This is a genomic window from Candidatus Methanoperedens nitratireducens (assembly GCF_900196725.1).
Classification (GTDB): Archaea; Halobacteriota; Methanosarcinia; order Methanosarcinales; family Methanoperedenaceae; genus Methanoperedens; species Methanoperedens nitroreducens_A.
In genome coordinates this window covers 1-15,753 of record NZ_FZMP01000124.1, presented here as the reverse complement: position 1 = coordinate 15,753, position 15,753 = coordinate 1, and the positions used below count along the sequence as shown (strand labels likewise).

Annotated in this window: 17 protein-coding genes and 1 pseudogene; 7 read left to right on the top strand and 11 right to left on the bottom strand. The window is 44.6% G+C overall.

The window, feature by feature from the left end:
- Window positions 1-16 precede the first annotated feature (16 nt).
- Genes kaiC through MNV_RS09205 form a run of 4 tightly spaced genes read left to right on the top strand, consistent with a single transcriptional unit; the run spans window position 17 to window position 3,952 of the window.
- Window positions 17-1,768: a circadian clock protein KaiC gene (gene kaiC / locus MNV_RS09220; RefSeq protein WP_096205448.1), complete on the top strand. Its 1,752-nt coding sequence runs from the start codon at window positions 17-19 to the stop codon at window positions 1,766-1,768.
- Complete coding sequence (gene kaiB / locus MNV_RS09215) at window positions 1,765-2,097, top strand: circadian clock protein KaiB (RefSeq protein WP_096205446.1); 333 nt, start codon at window positions 1,765-1,767, stop codon at window positions 2,095-2,097. Before kaiC ends, kaiB begins: the two co-directional genes overlap by 4 nt.
- 45 nt (window positions 2,098-2,142) lie before the next feature.
- Window positions 2,143-2,481, top strand: coding sequence for a circadian clock KaiB family protein (locus MNV_RS09210; protein WP_096205444.1), 339 nt, complete (start codon window positions 2,143-2,145; stop codon window positions 2,479-2,481).
- Between the two features lie 43 nt (window positions 2,482-2,524).
- Entirely contained in the window at window positions 2,525-3,952 is a 1,428-nt protein-coding gene (locus MNV_RS09205) for a hybrid sensor histidine kinase/response regulator (RefSeq protein WP_257000014.1), read from the top strand.
- Between the two features lie 29 nt (window positions 3,953-3,981).
- Here the strand turns inward: MNV_RS09205 and mutS are convergent, their stop codons facing one another.
- The 9 genes and pseudogenes from mutS to MNV_RS09155 form a co-directional block, all read right to left on the bottom strand.
- Entirely contained in the window at window positions 3,982-6,591 is a 2,610-nt protein-coding gene (mutS, locus tag MNV_RS09200) for a DNA mismatch repair protein MutS (protein WP_394336537.1), read from the bottom strand.
- Window positions 6,592-6,894: 303 nt separating this feature from the next.
- Complete coding sequence (locus MNV_RS09195; RefSeq protein ID WP_096205438.1) at window positions 6,895-7,746, bottom strand: hypothetical protein; 852 nt, start codon at window positions 7,744-7,746, stop codon at window positions 6,895-6,897.
- A gap of 161 nt (window positions 7,747-7,907) precedes the next feature.
- Complete coding sequence (locus tag MNV_RS09190; protein WP_096205436.1) at window positions 7,908-8,330, bottom strand: type II toxin-antitoxin system VapC family toxin; 423 nt, start codon at window positions 8,328-8,330, stop codon at window positions 7,908-7,910.
- Window positions 8,324-8,563 (bottom strand): AbrB/MazE/SpoVT family DNA-binding domain-containing protein, encoded by a 240-nt coding sequence (locus MNV_RS09185; protein ID WP_096205434.1) that lies wholly within the window; start codon window positions 8,561-8,563, stop codon window positions 8,324-8,326. Before MNV_RS09185 ends, MNV_RS09190 begins: the two co-directional genes overlap by 7 nt.
- 50 nt (window positions 8,564-8,613) lie before the next feature.
- A pseudogene (locus tag MNV_RS19595) lies at window positions 8,614-8,916 on the bottom strand (hypothetical protein); the annotation flags it as partial.
- Between the two features lie 309 nt (window positions 8,917-9,225).
- Window positions 9,226-9,807: a YqhA family protein gene (locus MNV_RS09170; protein ID WP_218837966.1), complete on the bottom strand. Its 582-nt coding sequence runs from the start codon at window positions 9,805-9,807 to the stop codon at window positions 9,226-9,228.
- 205 nt (window positions 9,808-10,012) lie between these two features.
- Window positions 10,013-10,438 (bottom strand): small multi-drug export protein, encoded by a 426-nt coding sequence (locus tag MNV_RS09165; RefSeq protein WP_096205429.1) that lies wholly within the window; start codon window positions 10,436-10,438, stop codon window positions 10,013-10,015.
- 7 nt (window positions 10,439-10,445) lie between these two features.
- Window positions 10,446-11,060 (bottom strand): nitroreductase family protein, encoded by a 615-nt coding sequence (locus MNV_RS09160; RefSeq protein ID WP_257000013.1) that lies wholly within the window; start codon window positions 11,058-11,060, stop codon window positions 10,446-10,448.
- A gap of 112 nt (window positions 11,061-11,172) precedes the next feature.
- A complete protein-coding gene (locus tag MNV_RS09155) occupies window positions 11,173-12,315 on the bottom strand; it encodes a pyridoxal phosphate-dependent aminotransferase (protein WP_096205425.1) in 1,143 nt (380 codons plus the stop codon).
- Between the two features lie 337 nt (window positions 12,316-12,652).
- On the opposite strand from MNV_RS09155, the gene MNV_RS09150 reads away from it, so the two are divergent.
- Window positions 12,653-12,943: a hypothetical protein gene (locus tag MNV_RS09150; RefSeq protein WP_096205423.1), complete on the top strand. Its 291-nt coding sequence runs from the start codon at window positions 12,653-12,655 to the stop codon at window positions 12,941-12,943.
- A gap of 222 nt (window positions 12,944-13,165) precedes the next feature.
- Window positions 13,166-13,768 carry a type IV pilin gene (locus tag MNV_RS09145; protein WP_143311712.1) on the top strand — a complete coding sequence of 201 codons (603 nt, stop codon included), beginning with the start codon at window positions 13,166-13,168 and terminating at the stop codon, window positions 13,766-13,768.
- A gap of 12 nt (window positions 13,769-13,780) precedes the next feature.
- Here the strand turns inward: MNV_RS09145 and MNV_RS20685 are convergent, their stop codons facing one another.
- Together MNV_RS20685 and mch are read right to left on the bottom strand one after the other, a co-directional pair.
- Window positions 13,781-13,909 carry a hypothetical protein gene (locus MNV_RS20685; protein WP_257000009.1) on the bottom strand — a complete coding sequence of 43 codons (129 nt, stop codon included), beginning with the start codon at window positions 13,907-13,909 and terminating at the stop codon, window positions 13,781-13,783.
- Window positions 13,910-13,984: 75 nt separating this feature from the next.
- Window positions 13,985-14,935, bottom strand: a complete 951-nt coding sequence (gene mch / locus MNV_RS09140) for a methenyltetrahydromethanopterin cyclohydrolase (protein WP_096205420.1) — start codon at window positions 14,933-14,935, stop codon at window positions 13,985-13,987.
- 360 nt (window positions 14,936-15,295) lie between these two features.
- Between mch and MNV_RS09135 the strand changes: the two genes are divergently transcribed.
- Window positions 15,296-15,535 carry an MTH865 family protein gene (locus tag MNV_RS09135; protein WP_096205418.1) on the top strand — a complete coding sequence of 80 codons (240 nt, stop codon included), beginning with the start codon at window positions 15,296-15,298 and terminating at the stop codon, window positions 15,533-15,535.
- Window positions 15,536-15,753 lie beyond the last annotated feature (218 nt).

Sequence of the window (15,753 nt, the reverse complement as noted above, 5' to 3'; positions counted from 1 at the left end):
AAGATAGGCGTAAGCAATGACAAGAGAAGAGAATACTAACGAGTCCCCGCCCGCTCTCGAGAAGTGCCCGGCAGGCATCCGGGGACTGGACGATATACTGGATGGAGGATTGCCGAGAGGACGCCCGACGCTGGTGGCAGGAGGAGCCGGAAGCGGCAAAACCATGATTGCCATGGAGTTTCTCGTAAGAGGGGCAACACAATATAACGAGCCAGGCATCTTTATGTCGTTTGAAGAGAGTACCGGAGACCTGGTCAAGAATTTTGCATCCCTGGGCTGGAATTTAAAGAACCCGGAAGACAGCAAAAAATTGGCTCTCGATCACGTTTACATCGAGCGGAGCGAAATTGAAGAGACGGGAGAATACGACCTTGAGGGGTTATTTATCCGCCTCAACTACGCTATCGATTCTATAGGTGCAAAGAGGGTTGTACTGGATACCATAGAATCGCTCTTTGGAGGATTGTCAAATGAAGGCATTCTGCGCGCAGAACTCCGAAGGCTGTTTAGCTGGCTGAAAGAAAAAGGAGTTACAGCCGTCATCACAGGAGAGCGGGGCGAAGGCACACTGACGCGACGCGGGCTTGAGGAATACGTCTCAGACTGCGTTATCACTCTTGATCACAGGGTGGAGGGGCAGGTCTTGACACGGCGTTTGCGCGTCGTCAAATACCGCGGCTCTACACACGGCACGAACGAGTATCCGTTCCTTATGGACGAGCACGGCATCTCGGTGCTGCCCATAACTTCGCTCCGGCTTGAGCATGACGTATCTGCCGAGAGGATATCAAGCGGCGTTCCCCGCCTCGATACCATGCTGGAAGGTGGATTCTACCGGGGAAGCAGCATCCTTATATCGGGCACGGCAGGGACGGGCAAAACCAGTCTTTCATCCAGCTTTGCCAATGTCAACTGTGAGCGCGGCGAGAGATGCCTCTATTTTGCATTTGAGGATTCACCGAAGCAGATAATCCGCAATATGCACTCAATAGGTATTGACCTTGAACCGTGGGTGGAAAAAGGTCTTTTGAAGATCCATGCTTCGCGCTCCACGGTCTCAGGTCTTGAGATGCATCTTGTAACTATGCATAAACTGATAAACGAATTCAATCCGTCCGTAGTTATCGTTGACCCGGTCTCAAACCTGGTCACTGTTGGCAGCGAAGAAGAAGTCAAATCAATGCTAACAAGGCTTATTGATATGTTAAAAACAGAACAAATCACAGCTATGCTTACATATTTATCAGGCGGGGGAGAATCTCTTGAGGCAACAGAAATGGGCATATCATCCCTGATAGATACGTGGATATTGCTTCGCGATATCGAGATAGGCGGCGAGCGCAATCGCGGCATATACATACTGAAATCGCGCGGCATGGCACACTCCAACCAGATACGCGAGTTCCGGCTGACTGGAAAGGGCATAGATATAATCGACGCTTACCTTGGCCCTGAAGGCGTGCTAACTGGCACTGCCCGTACTGCGCAGGAGGCGAAAGAAAGGGAGCAGGAAGCAGAGCGCAAAGAGGAGGTAGAGCGGCGAAGGCATGATGTTGAGCGCCAGCGCAAAGCGATAGAGGCTCAGATCGCTGCCATACGCGCTGATTTTGAAGCCAGGGAAGAAGAATTGAAGAAGCTTATCCAGCAAGAAGAACGCCGTGGAGAAGCTCAGAAAGAGGCTCGCGCTGAGATGAGACATCTGCGCAAAGCGGAAGTTCCGGAGGCAAAACACCAATCCGGGAAAAAAGTTAGGGGGAATCTTAAATGAATGATGATGCAGAAACTATAGAAGAATTAGAAAGCTCAAAGACAGGGTCAGATAAGTATGAACTGCGGCTATATGTTGCAGGACAGACACCGAAATCAATAGCAGCATTTAACAATCTTAAGAAGATCTGCGAAGAGCACCTGGCTGGCAAATACAGGATTGAGGTTATCGACCTCCTTAAAAATCCGCAGCTTGCCAAGGGAGACCAGATATTTGCCATCCCGACATTAGTACGAAAACTTCCTCAGCCATTGAGGAAAATCATCGGGGATCTCTCCAATACCGAGCGCGTTCTTGTAGGGCTTGATTTGCGCCCTGCAAAGGAATAAATATGGGAAAACTTCATAAAGTTAATATGAGAGGGTGGTATAGCCATGAGGGAAGAAGGAATAGAAGATACTGAAAAGAAATTTGAACAGGCGATCCAGAAATCCGGGACAGAGATATATGTGTTGCGTTTATACGTTACCGGCTTAACGCCGAAGTCAACGATGGCTATCCAGAATATCAAGAAAATATGCGAAGAGAATCTTAAAGGCAGATATGAGCTTGAAGTAATCGATGTATACCAGCAGCCCGAGTTTGCCAAAATGGAGCAGATAATCGCCGCACCTACGCTGATCAAGAAACTTCCTCTTCCGTTGCGCAGGATCATAGGCGATATGTCTAATGAAGAAAAGGTCCTTGTGGGGCTTGATCTGAGGCGTAAGTGATTTCAGCAGCTGACATTTTTCATGCGAGGCTCTAAATAGAAAAATCACATGGAATAAAGGCGCAGAGCGCATGTATGGCTGGACCGCAGATGAAGCCACAGGCAAAAATGCTGACAGCCTTGTCTACAAAGAGGAACTACCCACGCTTATCGAAGCCAAAAAGAGCATTGTCGAGAAAGGTGAGTGGGAAGGTGAATTACGCCAGATAACAAAGAACGGCAGGGAGATCACTGTAGAGGGCCGCTGGACCCTGGTTCGTGATAATGAAGGAAAACCAAAATCGATACTTATCATTAACACGGATGTTACTGAGAAGAAAAAGCTTGAATCACAATTGCTACGCGCGCAGCGGATGGAGAGCATAGGCACGCTTGCCGGAGGCATTGCACACGACCTCAACAATATCCTGACGCCGATTATGCTATTGCTGCAAATATTAAAACAAAAATTCAAAGATGAACAGAGCCAGAGGTTGCTTACTATCCTGGAAAGGAACTCCCAGCGCGGAGCTGATTTAATAAAGCAAGTCCTGTCCTTTGCACGGGGCGTTGAAGGTGAACGCAATCCTCTTGAGGTAACAAACCTTGTATCCGAAACCGAGAGAACCATCAAAGAGGTATTTCCAAGGAATATCGAAATCCGAAAGGATATCCCTGCGGCTCTCTGGATGATTTCCGGAGATGCCACGCAGCTGCACCAGGTTGTGATGAACCTGTGCGTGAATGCCCGCGATGCCATGCCTGATGGTGGTATCCTGAGCATCTGTATTGAGAATTTTCTGGTGGATGAAAGCTACGTACATATGAACTCTGAGGCAAAAGCCGGTCCATACATTATCATTTCCGTCTCTGATACCGGGACTGGTATACCTCCTAAAACAGTTGACAGGATATTTGACCCGTTTTTCACGACAAAAGAGCATGGCAAAGGCACAGGTCTTGGTCTTTCGACCGCTCTTGCTATCGTGAGAAGTCACGGCGGGTTTATAGATGTGCATAGCGCAGTTGGGGAGGGGACGACATTCAAAGTCTATTTACCTGCTGTTAAAACCGAATTACAAAAAGCAGGAGAGGTTCAGCAGCCTGATTTACTCATGGGGCACGGGGAATCAATACTTGTTGCTGAAGATGAAGCCTCGATTCGCGAGGTCACTATTGCGACGCTGAAAAAGTACGGGTATAAAGTGCATATGGCAGATGACGGCGCAGAGGCAGTAGCATTATATGCCCAAAATAAAGACAGTATCAAAGCTGTTCTGATGGACATGATGATGCCGGTTATGGATGGTCACAGCAGCATCCAGGCGATTCACAGAATTAACCCCGATATCAAAATTATTGCTGTCAGCGGATTAATAGAGAAAGATGAGTTTGCAAGAACCGGTGATACTCATATACACGCCTTTTTGCAGAAGCCCTATACCGCCGAGAGCTTGCTAAAAACCATACACGAGGCTATAAGCGTAAAATAAGGAGCGCGGTTAACGGACAAATTCTCAGTTCATCCTCCGTTCGCTTTCTTTTTAAGTGCAGCCAGTGCATTGAGCGCCTCAAGCGGCGTCATAGCGTCCACGTTAAGGTTTTTTAACTCCTCGACCACTGGCGATTCTTTTGCTTCCTCAGAGCCAAAAAGCATCAACTGGGTATATCTTGAACTGTCCTTACCCCTGCGGATAGCGCTTCCGTCCTCTACCTCTTTTAAGATTTCCCTGGCTCTTTGCGTCACTTTCAGAGGCACGCCTGCTAATCTTGCCACATGGATTCCGTAGCTCCTGTCTGTCGCGCCCGGAACTATTTTCCGGAGGAACACAAGATCGTTCCCCTCTTCTTTTACCGCGATATGGTAATTCTTCATACGCCGCAGGGCACCTTCAAGCGCGGTAAGCTGGTGGTAATGCGTGGCGAAAAGCGAGCGCACGCCGACGCGGTCTTTACTGTGGATGAACTCGACAACGGCTTTGGCTATGCTGTACCCGTCGTATGTACTTGTGCCCCTGCCTATCTCATCAAGCAGTACAAGGCTCTTAGGAGTTGCGTTGTTCAGGATATTAGCAAGTTCCACCATCTCTATCATGAACGTGCTTTGCCCGCTTGCAAGGTCGTCAAAAGCCCCAACACGCGTGAATATCCTGTCCACGAGCCCCACGGATGCATATGACGCAGGCACGAAACTGCCGATCTGCGCCATGATTACTATCAACGCGGTCTGCCTCATATAGGTCGATTTTCCTGCCATGTTGGGACCTGTTATGAGCAGGAACTGGTTCTCCTCGCAGTCCATGTGTGTATCGTTAGGTACAAAGCCTGTAAGCGACCTTTCCACAACAGGATGCCTTCCGTCGCGGATAAGTATGCTGCAGCTCCCGTTCACTTCGGGTCTTACGTACCTGTTATTCACCGCAACTTCCGCAAGGGTTGCAACGACATCCAGTTCTCCCAGCGCCGCAGCCGTAGCCTGCAGTTCCTTTGACCGCGCCGCGATGAGGGAATTGATCTCAGTAAATAGTTCAAATTCAAGCGCCATCTTTTTTTCATCCGCGGAAAGGATCATCATTTCCTTTTCCTTGAGCGCCGGTGTATAGAAGCGTTCCCCGTTAGCGGTTGTCTGCTTCCGGATATAATCGGAAGGAACCTGCGGGAGATTGGCTTTTGTAACCTCGATGTAATACCCGAACACGGAGTTATAGCCGACCTTAAGGGATTTTATGCCTGTTCTATTGCGCTCCTGCTGCTGCAGTTCTGCGATCCAGTCCTTGCCGTGGAGAGATAATTTTTTAAGCTCATCCAGTTTTTCGTTATATCCGTCTTTTATCATCCCTCCTTCGCGAACGCTCACAGGCGGGTCGTCCATGAGCGCGCGCTCAAGCAGGGCGACAATATCACTGAAATCCCCGAATCTACGGATAATGTCAGATAAGAGCCCGGGTTTTATAATATTCTCTTTAAGCGATTTTGTGATCTCCGGGATGGGAACGAGGGATAACTTCAGCGCTAACAGGTCACGGGCGTTTGAATTCCCGTAAACGATGCGCCCTATGAGGCGCTCTATATCGCGGATCCCGGAAAGCCAGGAGCGCAGGTCATACCGGAGCAGCGTCTTTTTCACGATATCGTCCACTGCATCAAGCCTTTCGGTTATTATATCGACAGAGATAAGCGGCGCAAGTACCATTTTCCGAAGCATCCGCCCTCCCATTGGCGTTTTTGTGCGGTCAAGCACACCGAGCAGGGATGAGCCCTGTGATTCGCCGCGTACGCTCTGGACGATCTCAAGGTTCCGCAGCGTTATCGAATCCAGTACCATGAACTCGCTCTCAAAATAAGTTCGTATTGACTGTATGTGAGCCAGGTCTCTCATCTGTGTGGTTTTTGCGTACATGAGGGCAGCGCCGGCAGAAGATATTGCGCAAGGGAGCTGCTCGCATCCCATTCCCTCAAGCGTCATGACGCCGAAATGTTTTTTAAGGTTCTCATATGAATTTTTATTTTCGAACGCTTCAGCCTCGTATTTGTTAAGAGTTATACACGGGCTTCTCAGGCGTTCGGTGAGCTTTTGATTCTCATAAAGCGCAGGCGGGAGAATGCATTCAGCCGGGCGCATCCGAGCAGCCTCGCTCATCACCCTGTCATAATTCTCATTATCTGTGAACTGCGTGGTTATGAGTTCCCCGGTGCTAACATCCAGGAACGATACCCCGAACACGAGTCCTTCTCCCGAAACCGACATCAGATAATTATTTGACTGGTCTGTGACCAGAGATGAATCAATAGCAGTACCCGGTGTGATAACCCTTATAACCCCTCTTTTCACAACTCCTTTTGCCTGCTTCGGGTCTTCCAGCTGCTCACATATTGCGACTTTGTATCCTTTTTTGATGAGGCGCGGAAGGTATGAGTCCACGGCATGATACGGGATTCCCGCAAGGGGCATATCTTCGCCTTCTTTATCCCTCCCTCTTGTGGTAAGTGTGATATCAAGCTCTTTTGCGATTACCTTTGCATCCTCGCCGAAGGATTCGTAAAAATCGCCCATCCTGAAGAATATCAGGGCATCTTTATGTTTTTCTTTAGCCTCGTAATACTGGCGCATGGCAGGTGTCATTTTGTCCATTATGGCTTTCTCCGCGTCTTGATGTGATATGCATTTCGTCCTATTTTTGTTTTTGCATAATGATGCTGAAGTTTATATCGGATAGCTTGTTGGGGTGGGATACAAATCTCACCGCAAAGCGCGCGAAGGTCTAAGAGCCTGTCTGAAAATTTGATGTATAGTAGATAGAGACCTATTATAACTAACCAGAATCGTTATGATGTTTGCGTACAGTTAAAGGAGTAATTTGTTTTCTTTGGAGGAATATAGAACAGTTTTTCAGCTCGTCTTTTTGACTCTCCAAATCCAGAATTGTTATCTGCATCACCTCTTACTTGAGGCTCGTAACAGATAAGTTCCAGATGGCAAATTAGAGATATTGATTATATTTATGTACCATACCGTATTGTCTTGCTGTCCCCAAATATATTTATTATCTGACCAACTCGCATTACTTTCGTTTCTAGGTATTTTGATATAGTCAGTCTTATTTAAGTTAGATTTATTTGAATTGTTGAGTTTGGAAGTGTTTAGTTCGTATAACCATACTTCAGTTAAATTGTAATAAACACCTTTTTCTTTCATAGTAAAGGTTAGCATATCAGGATTATCAATCGATGGTGAAAATTCTTCTATTGTATTAGAGCCTGTTAACAAGTAGACGGGTACTAATTTCAAAGATATCATAAATGATAACAATAATATAAACAAAATAATAACCGCGGTTTTGTTAAGAATTGATAATTTTATTAAACTTGAATACCAAACTGCTATGAGAGCATAAATTAATAGAATAACAACAACATACCAAATCCAACCTTCTATTAAATTATATAATTTAATAGAAACTATTACGATTGAGGCAATAAACCAACCAAAAGCAAATATAAAGCTGTATATAAATAACTTTCTTGCAATCCGCTCAAATTCCACTTTTCTTTCATCTGTATATACCGATATCCCTTTGAAAATAAAAAAGAAGAAAATTATTAATAGTTCTATTAATAAAAACTCTATCAAACCATATATCAAGGGCTTTGAACTAAAATTCAATTCCAAAGCTTCACTATTGGAATAATCAATAACTTTCAATAAAACTACAATTATTCCGCCTAATAATGCTATTGCAAGTGTAATTTCTTCGAAGTCCTTGGATTCTTTAGCTTTTCTTGGCATGTAAAATTGTCTCATTTGATAATATTTCAAAACACATCGTTAATATTTAATGCTTACCTATATATTAAAAACAGAACAGTTCACAGCTTTCAGCTCATAAAAAATATTCAGACAAGCTCTAAGATTCATAGGATGAAATTCGAAGAGTTTATAATGTTTACTCATTCCGGGAGATCGCTTAAAATCAAAACCTTAATTTCATCAATCTTATCCAGCCTCTCATCGTTGGTTACAAAGACATCCCCATTTTTGGATATCACAGATGCCAATTGTATCGCATCAGGTGTTCTTATTCCGTATTTTGCCCGCAGTTCTGCCGCTTTTAAGGATACTGTTTCCTCAAGAGGCACCATTTCAAGCCGGTTAGTCAATATTGTTTTATACTGTTCAACCAGATCGAATCTTTTCTCTTTAAGAGGTTTTACAAGCAATTCAAGAAGCGTCACATAAGAGGTTATCCCGATTGCTTCCCCTTTGACAATCCTGTCTACCAAGGGCTCAACTTTACCCAGGAAAAAAGGATGCTCCTCGATATAATATATCAGCACATTGGTATCAAGCCCGATACGCCTGTATTTTACCAACTATCCCGCTCCTTTTTGATATACTCTTCAACATTAACATCTTTCCATATTTCCTTGCCAAGCCCCTTTAAATCTTTAAGAGATAGCGGTTCTCCGGTTTTGATTTTTTTCATTATGATTTCGTTATCCTTCTTATAAACCTGCAATGTATCGCCCTTTGAAATACCAAGAAGCTCACGGATATCTTTAGGTATTACGACCTGGAACTTATGGCTTACTTTTGTTAAAGGCATAGTTGTACTGTATGGTTGTACTAATATTTTAATTTAACCGGAGGTTCTACTTATTTCTTCCTTAGTCTCTCCCTGATCGCTTTGTTGTAATATTCCCTGTACCGCTTATAGCCGCTGTATTCTGAATCGTTCTCTTTGAAGAGGGTTAGCAAATGGTACATATCTTTTGTATAAAGCACCTTTCCTTCTTCGGAAATCCTCTTTCTGATATGGATAGGCAGATCGAAATATATTGAAATATCCACACCAGAGGGTACAGCGGAATCAATTGATAATCGCTCTCTCAGGCTGAGTTCCCTTGAAGGGATGATGCAGATATCAACATCTCTTCCGGTTTTTCCTCTTGCGCGCGAGCCAAAAAAGAAGAATACTGTGGATAAAGTCGAAGTTCTTCAGTATTTCGATAATTTCTTCTATACTTCTTTCGATTTTTATACTTTTGGTCTTCATTTTGTTTTTGCCTTGTTCTGTTTTCATATTGCAGTTATATCAGAGGCAATAATTATAATTAGTCTTCAATTACTTTAATAATCTTGCATGGATGTTTTCTTATCAAGGGCATCAATTGATCTGCTGAGTGACATGGGAACCTTACCGCAAAGCGCGCAAGGTCGCAAAGATTTCTACTGCCGCCTGACCTGCGGGAATAAACGCTGCTGACGTTATTCTTTTTGCCCAAAATAACTGAATGCTATAAGAGCAACTGAAACTACTGCCACTGAAATACCAAAGAAAGCCGTCCCGATCGGGTCTCTCCATTCTACCAGATGTTCTAAAAATATAATACCCATAACCAGGATTATAACACTGCTCAACTTTGTTTTGAGATCATGAAGGTTCCTGATAATAAGCCAATCCGGCAAAACGATATTATCAATGAAAAGCTCATACATGCCCATCGCAAAGATGAAAAGAACGGTGGCTATAAGGAACATATCCATGAGTCCCAGAAGGGCTATCACGCCTAATGGGTCTTTGCCGTAACTTATCACGAAGTTTAGTATAATCGCAAAGGTCCTTATCATCCCGTACACAAATGCGGTTGCAGAGGCAATAAGTGATGAAACGACAGCGATCAGGATCAAACTTTTGCTTTTTTCAATTGATTTCTTAATTAACTTGTACATGTCAATAAAACCTCCTTTTTGGTTCGAGCAAATGGTTCCTCTGGCTGAAACTGACTCCTGTAAAATCAATGTTGGAGGAAAAGATACGCTTTTCATGGCAAACGAGATAATTTTCATTTATTTTCTCCACTTCTTCATTTCACTCGATTTGCACCATTTTTCAATCCAAAAAGCGATATCTTCCCCGGTTGCATTAATGTCAAGAGTGCGAAATCATTTACATTTCACCCTTCTCCTTGGAGTAAATAAATGGTATAATCTGTAATCAATGATGATAACCAAAAATGACAATCTGATAATGTCAAGTCAATTAACGACAATATTAAATAAACCGGATTCCAAGGGTAATCACTAACGCGGCGATAACAGCATAAAATACCAGGCTTGCTGCAACGGCGGCATATATTTTCGCCCTTTGCATACTTAACAGTTCGCAGGTAATGGTAGCAGCATAGACACCAATCCATGGAGTTAAGAGGAAAAGCCCTGCAATGCCATATTTATCCATCCATCTTTTTACTTTTTCATTCCTGCGCCTCAACAGCCAGCCATGGATACGGGTGTATTTATTCCCCTGATAAAAAATAAAAGAAATAACAGGAACTGGCAGGAAATTAGCGGCTGCGGCTACCGGCGCCACAATAAAAATGGGCAGACCCATAGCCACCCCGGCAGGGATGGCAATCATTTCCTCTCCAATAGGAGAAACGGATATTAAAGCGACGATAATCAAGCGGATTAGTTCCATGGCACCTCTAGCGTTTATTGAACAGTACACGCATCAGCTTCCCAAATACAGAGAGAGCGCCAGAGTATTTCTTTTTAGTTATTATTCCAGGTTCGCCTGCAGTATCATATATCTCATTGTGAACGATGCTGGAAAGCGGCAGCCTCGGCGGGACAGAGGCTTTCCCAACCTCATATCCGAAGGCGATAAGCGCAATAATTTTTAATTTCTCAGGAACCCTTAATATGTTCCGTATAGTTTGTTCCTCAAAAGCCCCGATCCAGCATGAGCCTATGCCCAGCGCCGTCGCCATCAAGGTCATATTCGTCCCTGCAATCGCAGCATCAATCTGATACGTCTGGCTCCCAGCCCCGGGGTCGGCGCATATGACCACCACAGCGCCAGCTTCTCCTACATGGCGGGATTTGAACATTTTATAGTAACAGCATTCGGCTAAAGCTGCAAGTGTTTCCCTCTGCGTCACAACAACGAAGCGCCACGGCTGGGCGTTAGCGCCTGAGGGTGCCCACCTGCCTGCTTCAAGGATTTGCTGCATATGCTCATCCGGGAGTTTAGCCCTGTTGAAATGCCTGACGCTGCGGCGCTTTTTAATTATATCGAATATGGTCTCGCTTTCATTCATATCTTTCAACTACTATCTCTGTGATACAGCAAAAAATAGAAAACATAGGCGTAGACATACATCTATTACCAAAAATCAGAAAAAATTATAACTTAATCGAAATCCTCTATAGTTATTTTAGTACGGCTTCCATTCTCCGCAGGGCCTCTCTGATGCGCTCCTGCGATGTTGCGTAGGATATCCTGATAAAATCATTTCCTGCTTCACCAAAAGCTGCGCCCGGAGTAGCTGCAACGAATGCCTTATTAAGCAAAAGCTCAGCAACCTTTTCTCCATTCCCATACTCGCTCACATCAGCAAACGCATAGAACGCGCCGTCGGGACTGGCGCACCTGATATCAAGTTCGTTCAATCCTTTGATAAGGAGGTCCCTTCTTTCCCTGAATTCCCGGACCATGTCGGCAACACAGGTCTGGTCGCCCTGGAGCGCAGCCAGCCCCGCATACTGAACGAACGAGGTCGCCTGGCTTACGGAGTGCGAATGCAGCTTTAGCATCTGTTCGTATATATTCTTTGGCGCGCTCACGTACCCGAGCCGCCATCCAGTCATTGCATAGGCTTTTGAGAAACCGTTGACAGTGATCGTTAATTCCTGCATCCCGTCAAAAGACCCTATGCTTATGTGTTCCTTGTCATAGATGACCTTCTCGTAAATCTCATCGGAAAGCACCATAATATTATTATCGATCGCAAGGTCTGCAATCTCTTTTAGCGTCTCTTTGCCGTATACGCCGCCTGTGGGATTGCACGGGCTATTTACAACTATGAGCTTGGTATTTTTTGTTATGTACTCAGCAAGACCGGAAGGTGAGAAACCATTGTCCCTGTCGGTGGCTGCCCATACGGTCCTTGCACCTGAAAGTTTCACGCACGGGTCATACGAGACCCATGCCGGATCGAACAATATTGCTTCATCGCCCTCCTGGAGTATGGAGAGGGTGACCTCAAAAATCGCCTGCTTTGCCCCGGGAGTGACTATAATATTGCCTGCCTTAGCCTCGATATTGTTATCATTCTTTAATTTCTCGGCAATGGCGCGCCTGAGTTCCGGGATTCCAGGCGAAGGCGTGTAGTGCGTCTCGCCCCTGTCAAGAGATGCTTTTGCAGCATCGATGATATGTCCAGGCGTTGTAAAATCAGGCTCACCCAGGCTGAAGCTTATTATGTCCTTGCCCTGGCTTTTTAATTCGCTAGCAAGATTTGATATCCGCAGCGTTGCAGATTCTGTGATATTTTGCAGTCGTTTCGCGGTCATAAAGTCTAACCCACAGACTCTTTTCTGCTATTTAAGCCATTCTGAAAAAGATGCAATTTAGATTATTTGATTTGAATTTCAATACATTTTCTTGACATCCTCACTACCGGATTAACTGTAATTATTCTTTATGTGGTTTGTGCTTGACAAAACGTAATTTTCTTTCGCCAGGATTTTTGCTCTTTAACCGTTCAGCATCCAAGCCCTTAATAACCTTAAGTGAGAATGCCTACGCCAGAATTGAAATTTTTTGATTACCGGGCAAAAGCTATATATTGTAACAGGAAGAACATTATTAATGGAGTACAGTAAATAAGCTAGAAAGGGGGAAAAAAATATGGCTTTATTAGAAACTCTAACATTTGTATTAGGAATAATCTACGGCTACGTAAGCCCTGGAAGGGAAAACCGCGGTGCATTACTCAGGAAAGGATTGATGATCGGCATAGTGCTTGCCATTATCCTCGTAGTACTGGGATTATTTGTGGGCGGCTCGATCATGACGCTCAGCGGCGTGGCTATATTCGTTGAAGTAGTAATCCTTACAGTGCTCTTTATCATAGGCACCTGGATCGGGGACTGGCTTGAAGGAAGAAGCAGGAGCAGAGTAGCTAAAGTATCTCCTTAAAGATAGCATACAAAATATCAATAGGATTTTCTCCATTTGTCCGGTGACCTAAAGTTGCTCTGGCAGATTCCGGCAGAGCAGCTTTACTGACTTTTTATATAGCATAGTGATGTGGTATTCCCAATCTTATTCTGTGGCTTTAATAATTATTTTAGTAAAAACAAAATTGTAGTTAAAAACAAAATCGAAAAAGTTAAGGATACCAAAAATATCCTGCGAGCCATGAGGCAGTTAAGTGAGTGCAGGAGTGCAGCTTCATCGGTGATAGGAGTAGTCCTGCTTGTCGGTATGACAGTGATTATGGTTTCGGTCATTGCGCTATCGGTTTTTGCTTACGGTGCTTTTGAGATACAGCCTGTTCCTGCGGCTAAGATCCTGGTAGTGGAGGCAAGTGGGGATACGGATAAACCCCTCTATAAGAATGTCATAGTGCTAAAGCATAGGGGAGGCGATATGCTTATCAAGAAAAATACTGAAATTATCATCGCAGGGAAAGGATATGCATACACCGGACACGATACGCATCCGTCATCGGTTCAGGATATAAGGGTTACTTATAAGGATTTATCGGGAAATAATTACGGTGGGGAAGATGGGAGCAATCTTGGGGAAATTGTGGATGGCACTACATGGGATGCTGGTGAAACCATAAGGCTTATTGGCTACGATGGTAAAAATATTAATAATTTAATAACAGATATCCAAAATAATACTGTAGATAGCAAATGGAAATTAGAGGATCGTTCCATAGTTGAGGTTACAGTAATTGATACTGCCACAAATCAGATCATCGCGGTCTCTCAAGCTACAGTAAAGAAGGCATAATCCTTACTGCACCTAAGTCCTCGCCGTATCCTCGCTTCCGCACTGCGGGCAGGGTATCGGGATAAAGTTGGGGTCAGCCTCGAACACGAAACCGCAAATATTGCATTTGAAGAACGCTGCGGACTGGTTAACTTCTTCCATGAATATTATATATTATCGTGACTTAAAATAAATTTTTCGCTGTGATTGGCAGGGATTGAGTCTGAAAACAGTCTCTTAAATCCCGCTTATCCCGTATGATTCCAGTAGTACTTCCCCGTTCAGGTGACCCGTGTGGTATGTTTTGCCTGTCTCAAGGTCGTTCACCGTTATCTCGGCTGGCGCGAAGACGTTAGCATCTATCTTGAAGAAATCATACCCTGCATCCTTGAAAGTCCTGTAGAACGGTTTGCCGTAGTCCTTTGATGTGGACGAAGGCACCTGTTTGAATTTCTCTTCATCCATTCCCTTCACGGTCAGGAACACCGAGCCGTAATATATCACACTATCATTCGTGCTTCCCATGGCTTTCAGGTCGTCCTTGACAACAGGAGCTATCGGGGCGCAGCCTGTGCCGCTTACGATCCTTGTAGTATCGTATCCCAGTTCGTTAAGCTTGAATATCGCAGTCTCAACCACGCGTCCTGAGACCTGCACCGAGCCCACGATGCTTGCTGTGGGTGCGACAAGAGCTATCACATTTGCAGGCTCGACATGGCTTGCTTCGGCAATGGTTTCCATGACCTTCTCATCGGGGAACTGGTTTGATTCAAGGGCAATAACAGCGTAATTATAATCATCTTCATACTTGATGCGCTCGTAGGTCTTTTTTGGCTTGAGCGCAAGCGCCCTTGCAGGACCTGAGCCCATCGCGAAATACTTGTCCACGCTTATCCTCCAGCCGGCTTTCTGGGCGCCGAGGCAGGATATCGCAGGATGGTCTGTAGTGATATCTATGAAAGCAAGGGGTATCTCATTTACTTTATGTACTGTTATTGAGCTTGCTCCGAAACCGCCCATGCAAATGTCGGTGAACATAAGACCTGCCTCGTAACCCCCTTCTACGTTTATCCCGCAGTCTATTACCTTGGAGCCGTTCTTTAATTCGATTGTTTTTACCTTTAGCTCCTCGGACCAGTCCATCATATCTTCCGCGATTTCCATTGCCTTTTCATTGACGCTTAACAAAATAAATCACCACGCAAACGCATAAGGCAGGATACATTTATAAGGTTTTTGAATTTATCCTGTCTTAGTTCGTACAGATTTCTTGCTTATGTAGTTACCAATTCATAGGTTCGCCATTTAAATTTAACTCTTTTTCGTGCCAGCAGTAAACCAATGTAACAGTTACAATTAGAGCTGAATACAACATTTTTAGTGTTCACCCCCCCCAATCATTATTTTAGCCAGAAAAACAACAGGGGGAGTGAACATTGGAATTTGATTTAGAGCCTATCCTGCTGTGCGTGGATAGGCTCTTAGTACAGTTTAATAAAGGTTAAGTATATGGTTGCAACCTCACAATAGAAATATGAGGTGATACGAGTGGCAATCCGTGACGAGATACATGCACAGATTACAGGAGCACTTGCAGGCGCAAAGTTCCCGATAAAGACGCCGGAGGAACTGCTGGCAGCCTTCCCGCAGGGCGCAAATACCACATGCAGGGCAGATGGTGTTGAAATGACGGCAGGCGAGGCAGGAAAACTGCTCAAGGCAGGGGACTTCCCTTTCAGGAGCGCAAAACAGGTAGCTGATGTAATCGTAGAGAGAGCGGGGCTTTGAGCCCGGCTCTTTTTATAGCAACTGATAGGATGTAATTGACAACGAACTGATACGAACTCGTACGAACTCTGAAGGGCTTGAGTTGGTATTAGTTCGTACGAGTTCGTTGTTTATATAATTTCTAGCTTTTTAACACCGGATCGCAAAGATTAATGCTGTAACGCTTTGCATTCTTAGCAGCGATTGAAAATTCGGGACCCCCCAATGGTGTATTAAAA

Excerpts from the sequence above, each read along its gene's own strand:
- kaiC (WP_096205448.1), top strand. The coding sequence starts at position 17 with ATGACAAGAGAAGAGAATACTAACGAGTCCCCGCCCGCTCTCGAGAAG.
- kaiB (WP_096205446.1), top strand. The coding sequence starts at position 1,765 with ATGAATGATGATGCAGAAACTATAGAAGAATTAGAAAGCTCAAAGACA.
- MNV_RS09210 (WP_096205444.1), top strand. The coding sequence starts at position 2,143 with ATGAGGGAAGAAGGAATAGAAGATACTGAAAAGAAATTTGAACAGGCG.
- mutS (WP_394336537.1), bottom strand. The coding sequence starts at position 6,591 with ATGGACAAAATGACACCTGCCATGCGCCAGTATTACGAGGCTAAAGAA.
- MNV_RS09195 (WP_096205438.1), bottom strand. The coding sequence starts at position 7,746 with ATGCCAAGAAAAGCTAAAGAATCCAAGGACTTCGAAGAAATTACACTT.
- MNV_RS09185 (WP_096205434.1), bottom strand. The coding sequence starts at position 8,563 with ATGCCTTTAACAAAAGTAAGCCATAAGTTCCAGGTCGTAATACCTAAA.
- MNV_RS09170 (WP_218837966.1), bottom strand. The coding sequence starts at position 9,807 with ATGAAAATTATCTCGTTTGCCATGAAAAGCGTATCTTTTCCTCCAACA.
- MNV_RS09165 (WP_096205429.1), bottom strand. The coding sequence starts at position 10,438 with ATGGAACTAATCCGCTTGATTATCGTCGCTTTAATATCCGTTTCTCCT.
- MNV_RS09160 (WP_257000013.1), bottom strand. The coding sequence starts at position 11,060 with ATGAATGAAAGCGAGACCATATTCGATATAATTAAAAAGCGCCGCAGC.
- MNV_RS09155 (WP_096205425.1), bottom strand. The coding sequence starts at position 12,315 with ATGACCGCGAAACGACTGCAAAATATCACAGAATCTGCAACGCTGCGG.
- MNV_RS09150 (WP_096205423.1), top strand. The coding sequence starts at position 12,653 with ATGGCTTTATTAGAAACTCTAACATTTGTATTAGGAATAATCTACGGC.
- MNV_RS09145 (WP_143311712.1), top strand. The coding sequence starts at position 13,166 with ATGAGGCAGTTAAGTGAGTGCAGGAGTGCAGCTTCATCGGTGATAGGA.
- MNV_RS20685 (WP_257000009.1), bottom strand. The coding sequence starts at position 13,909 with ATGGAAGAAGTTAACCAGTCCGCAGCGTTCTTCAAATGCAATATTTGC.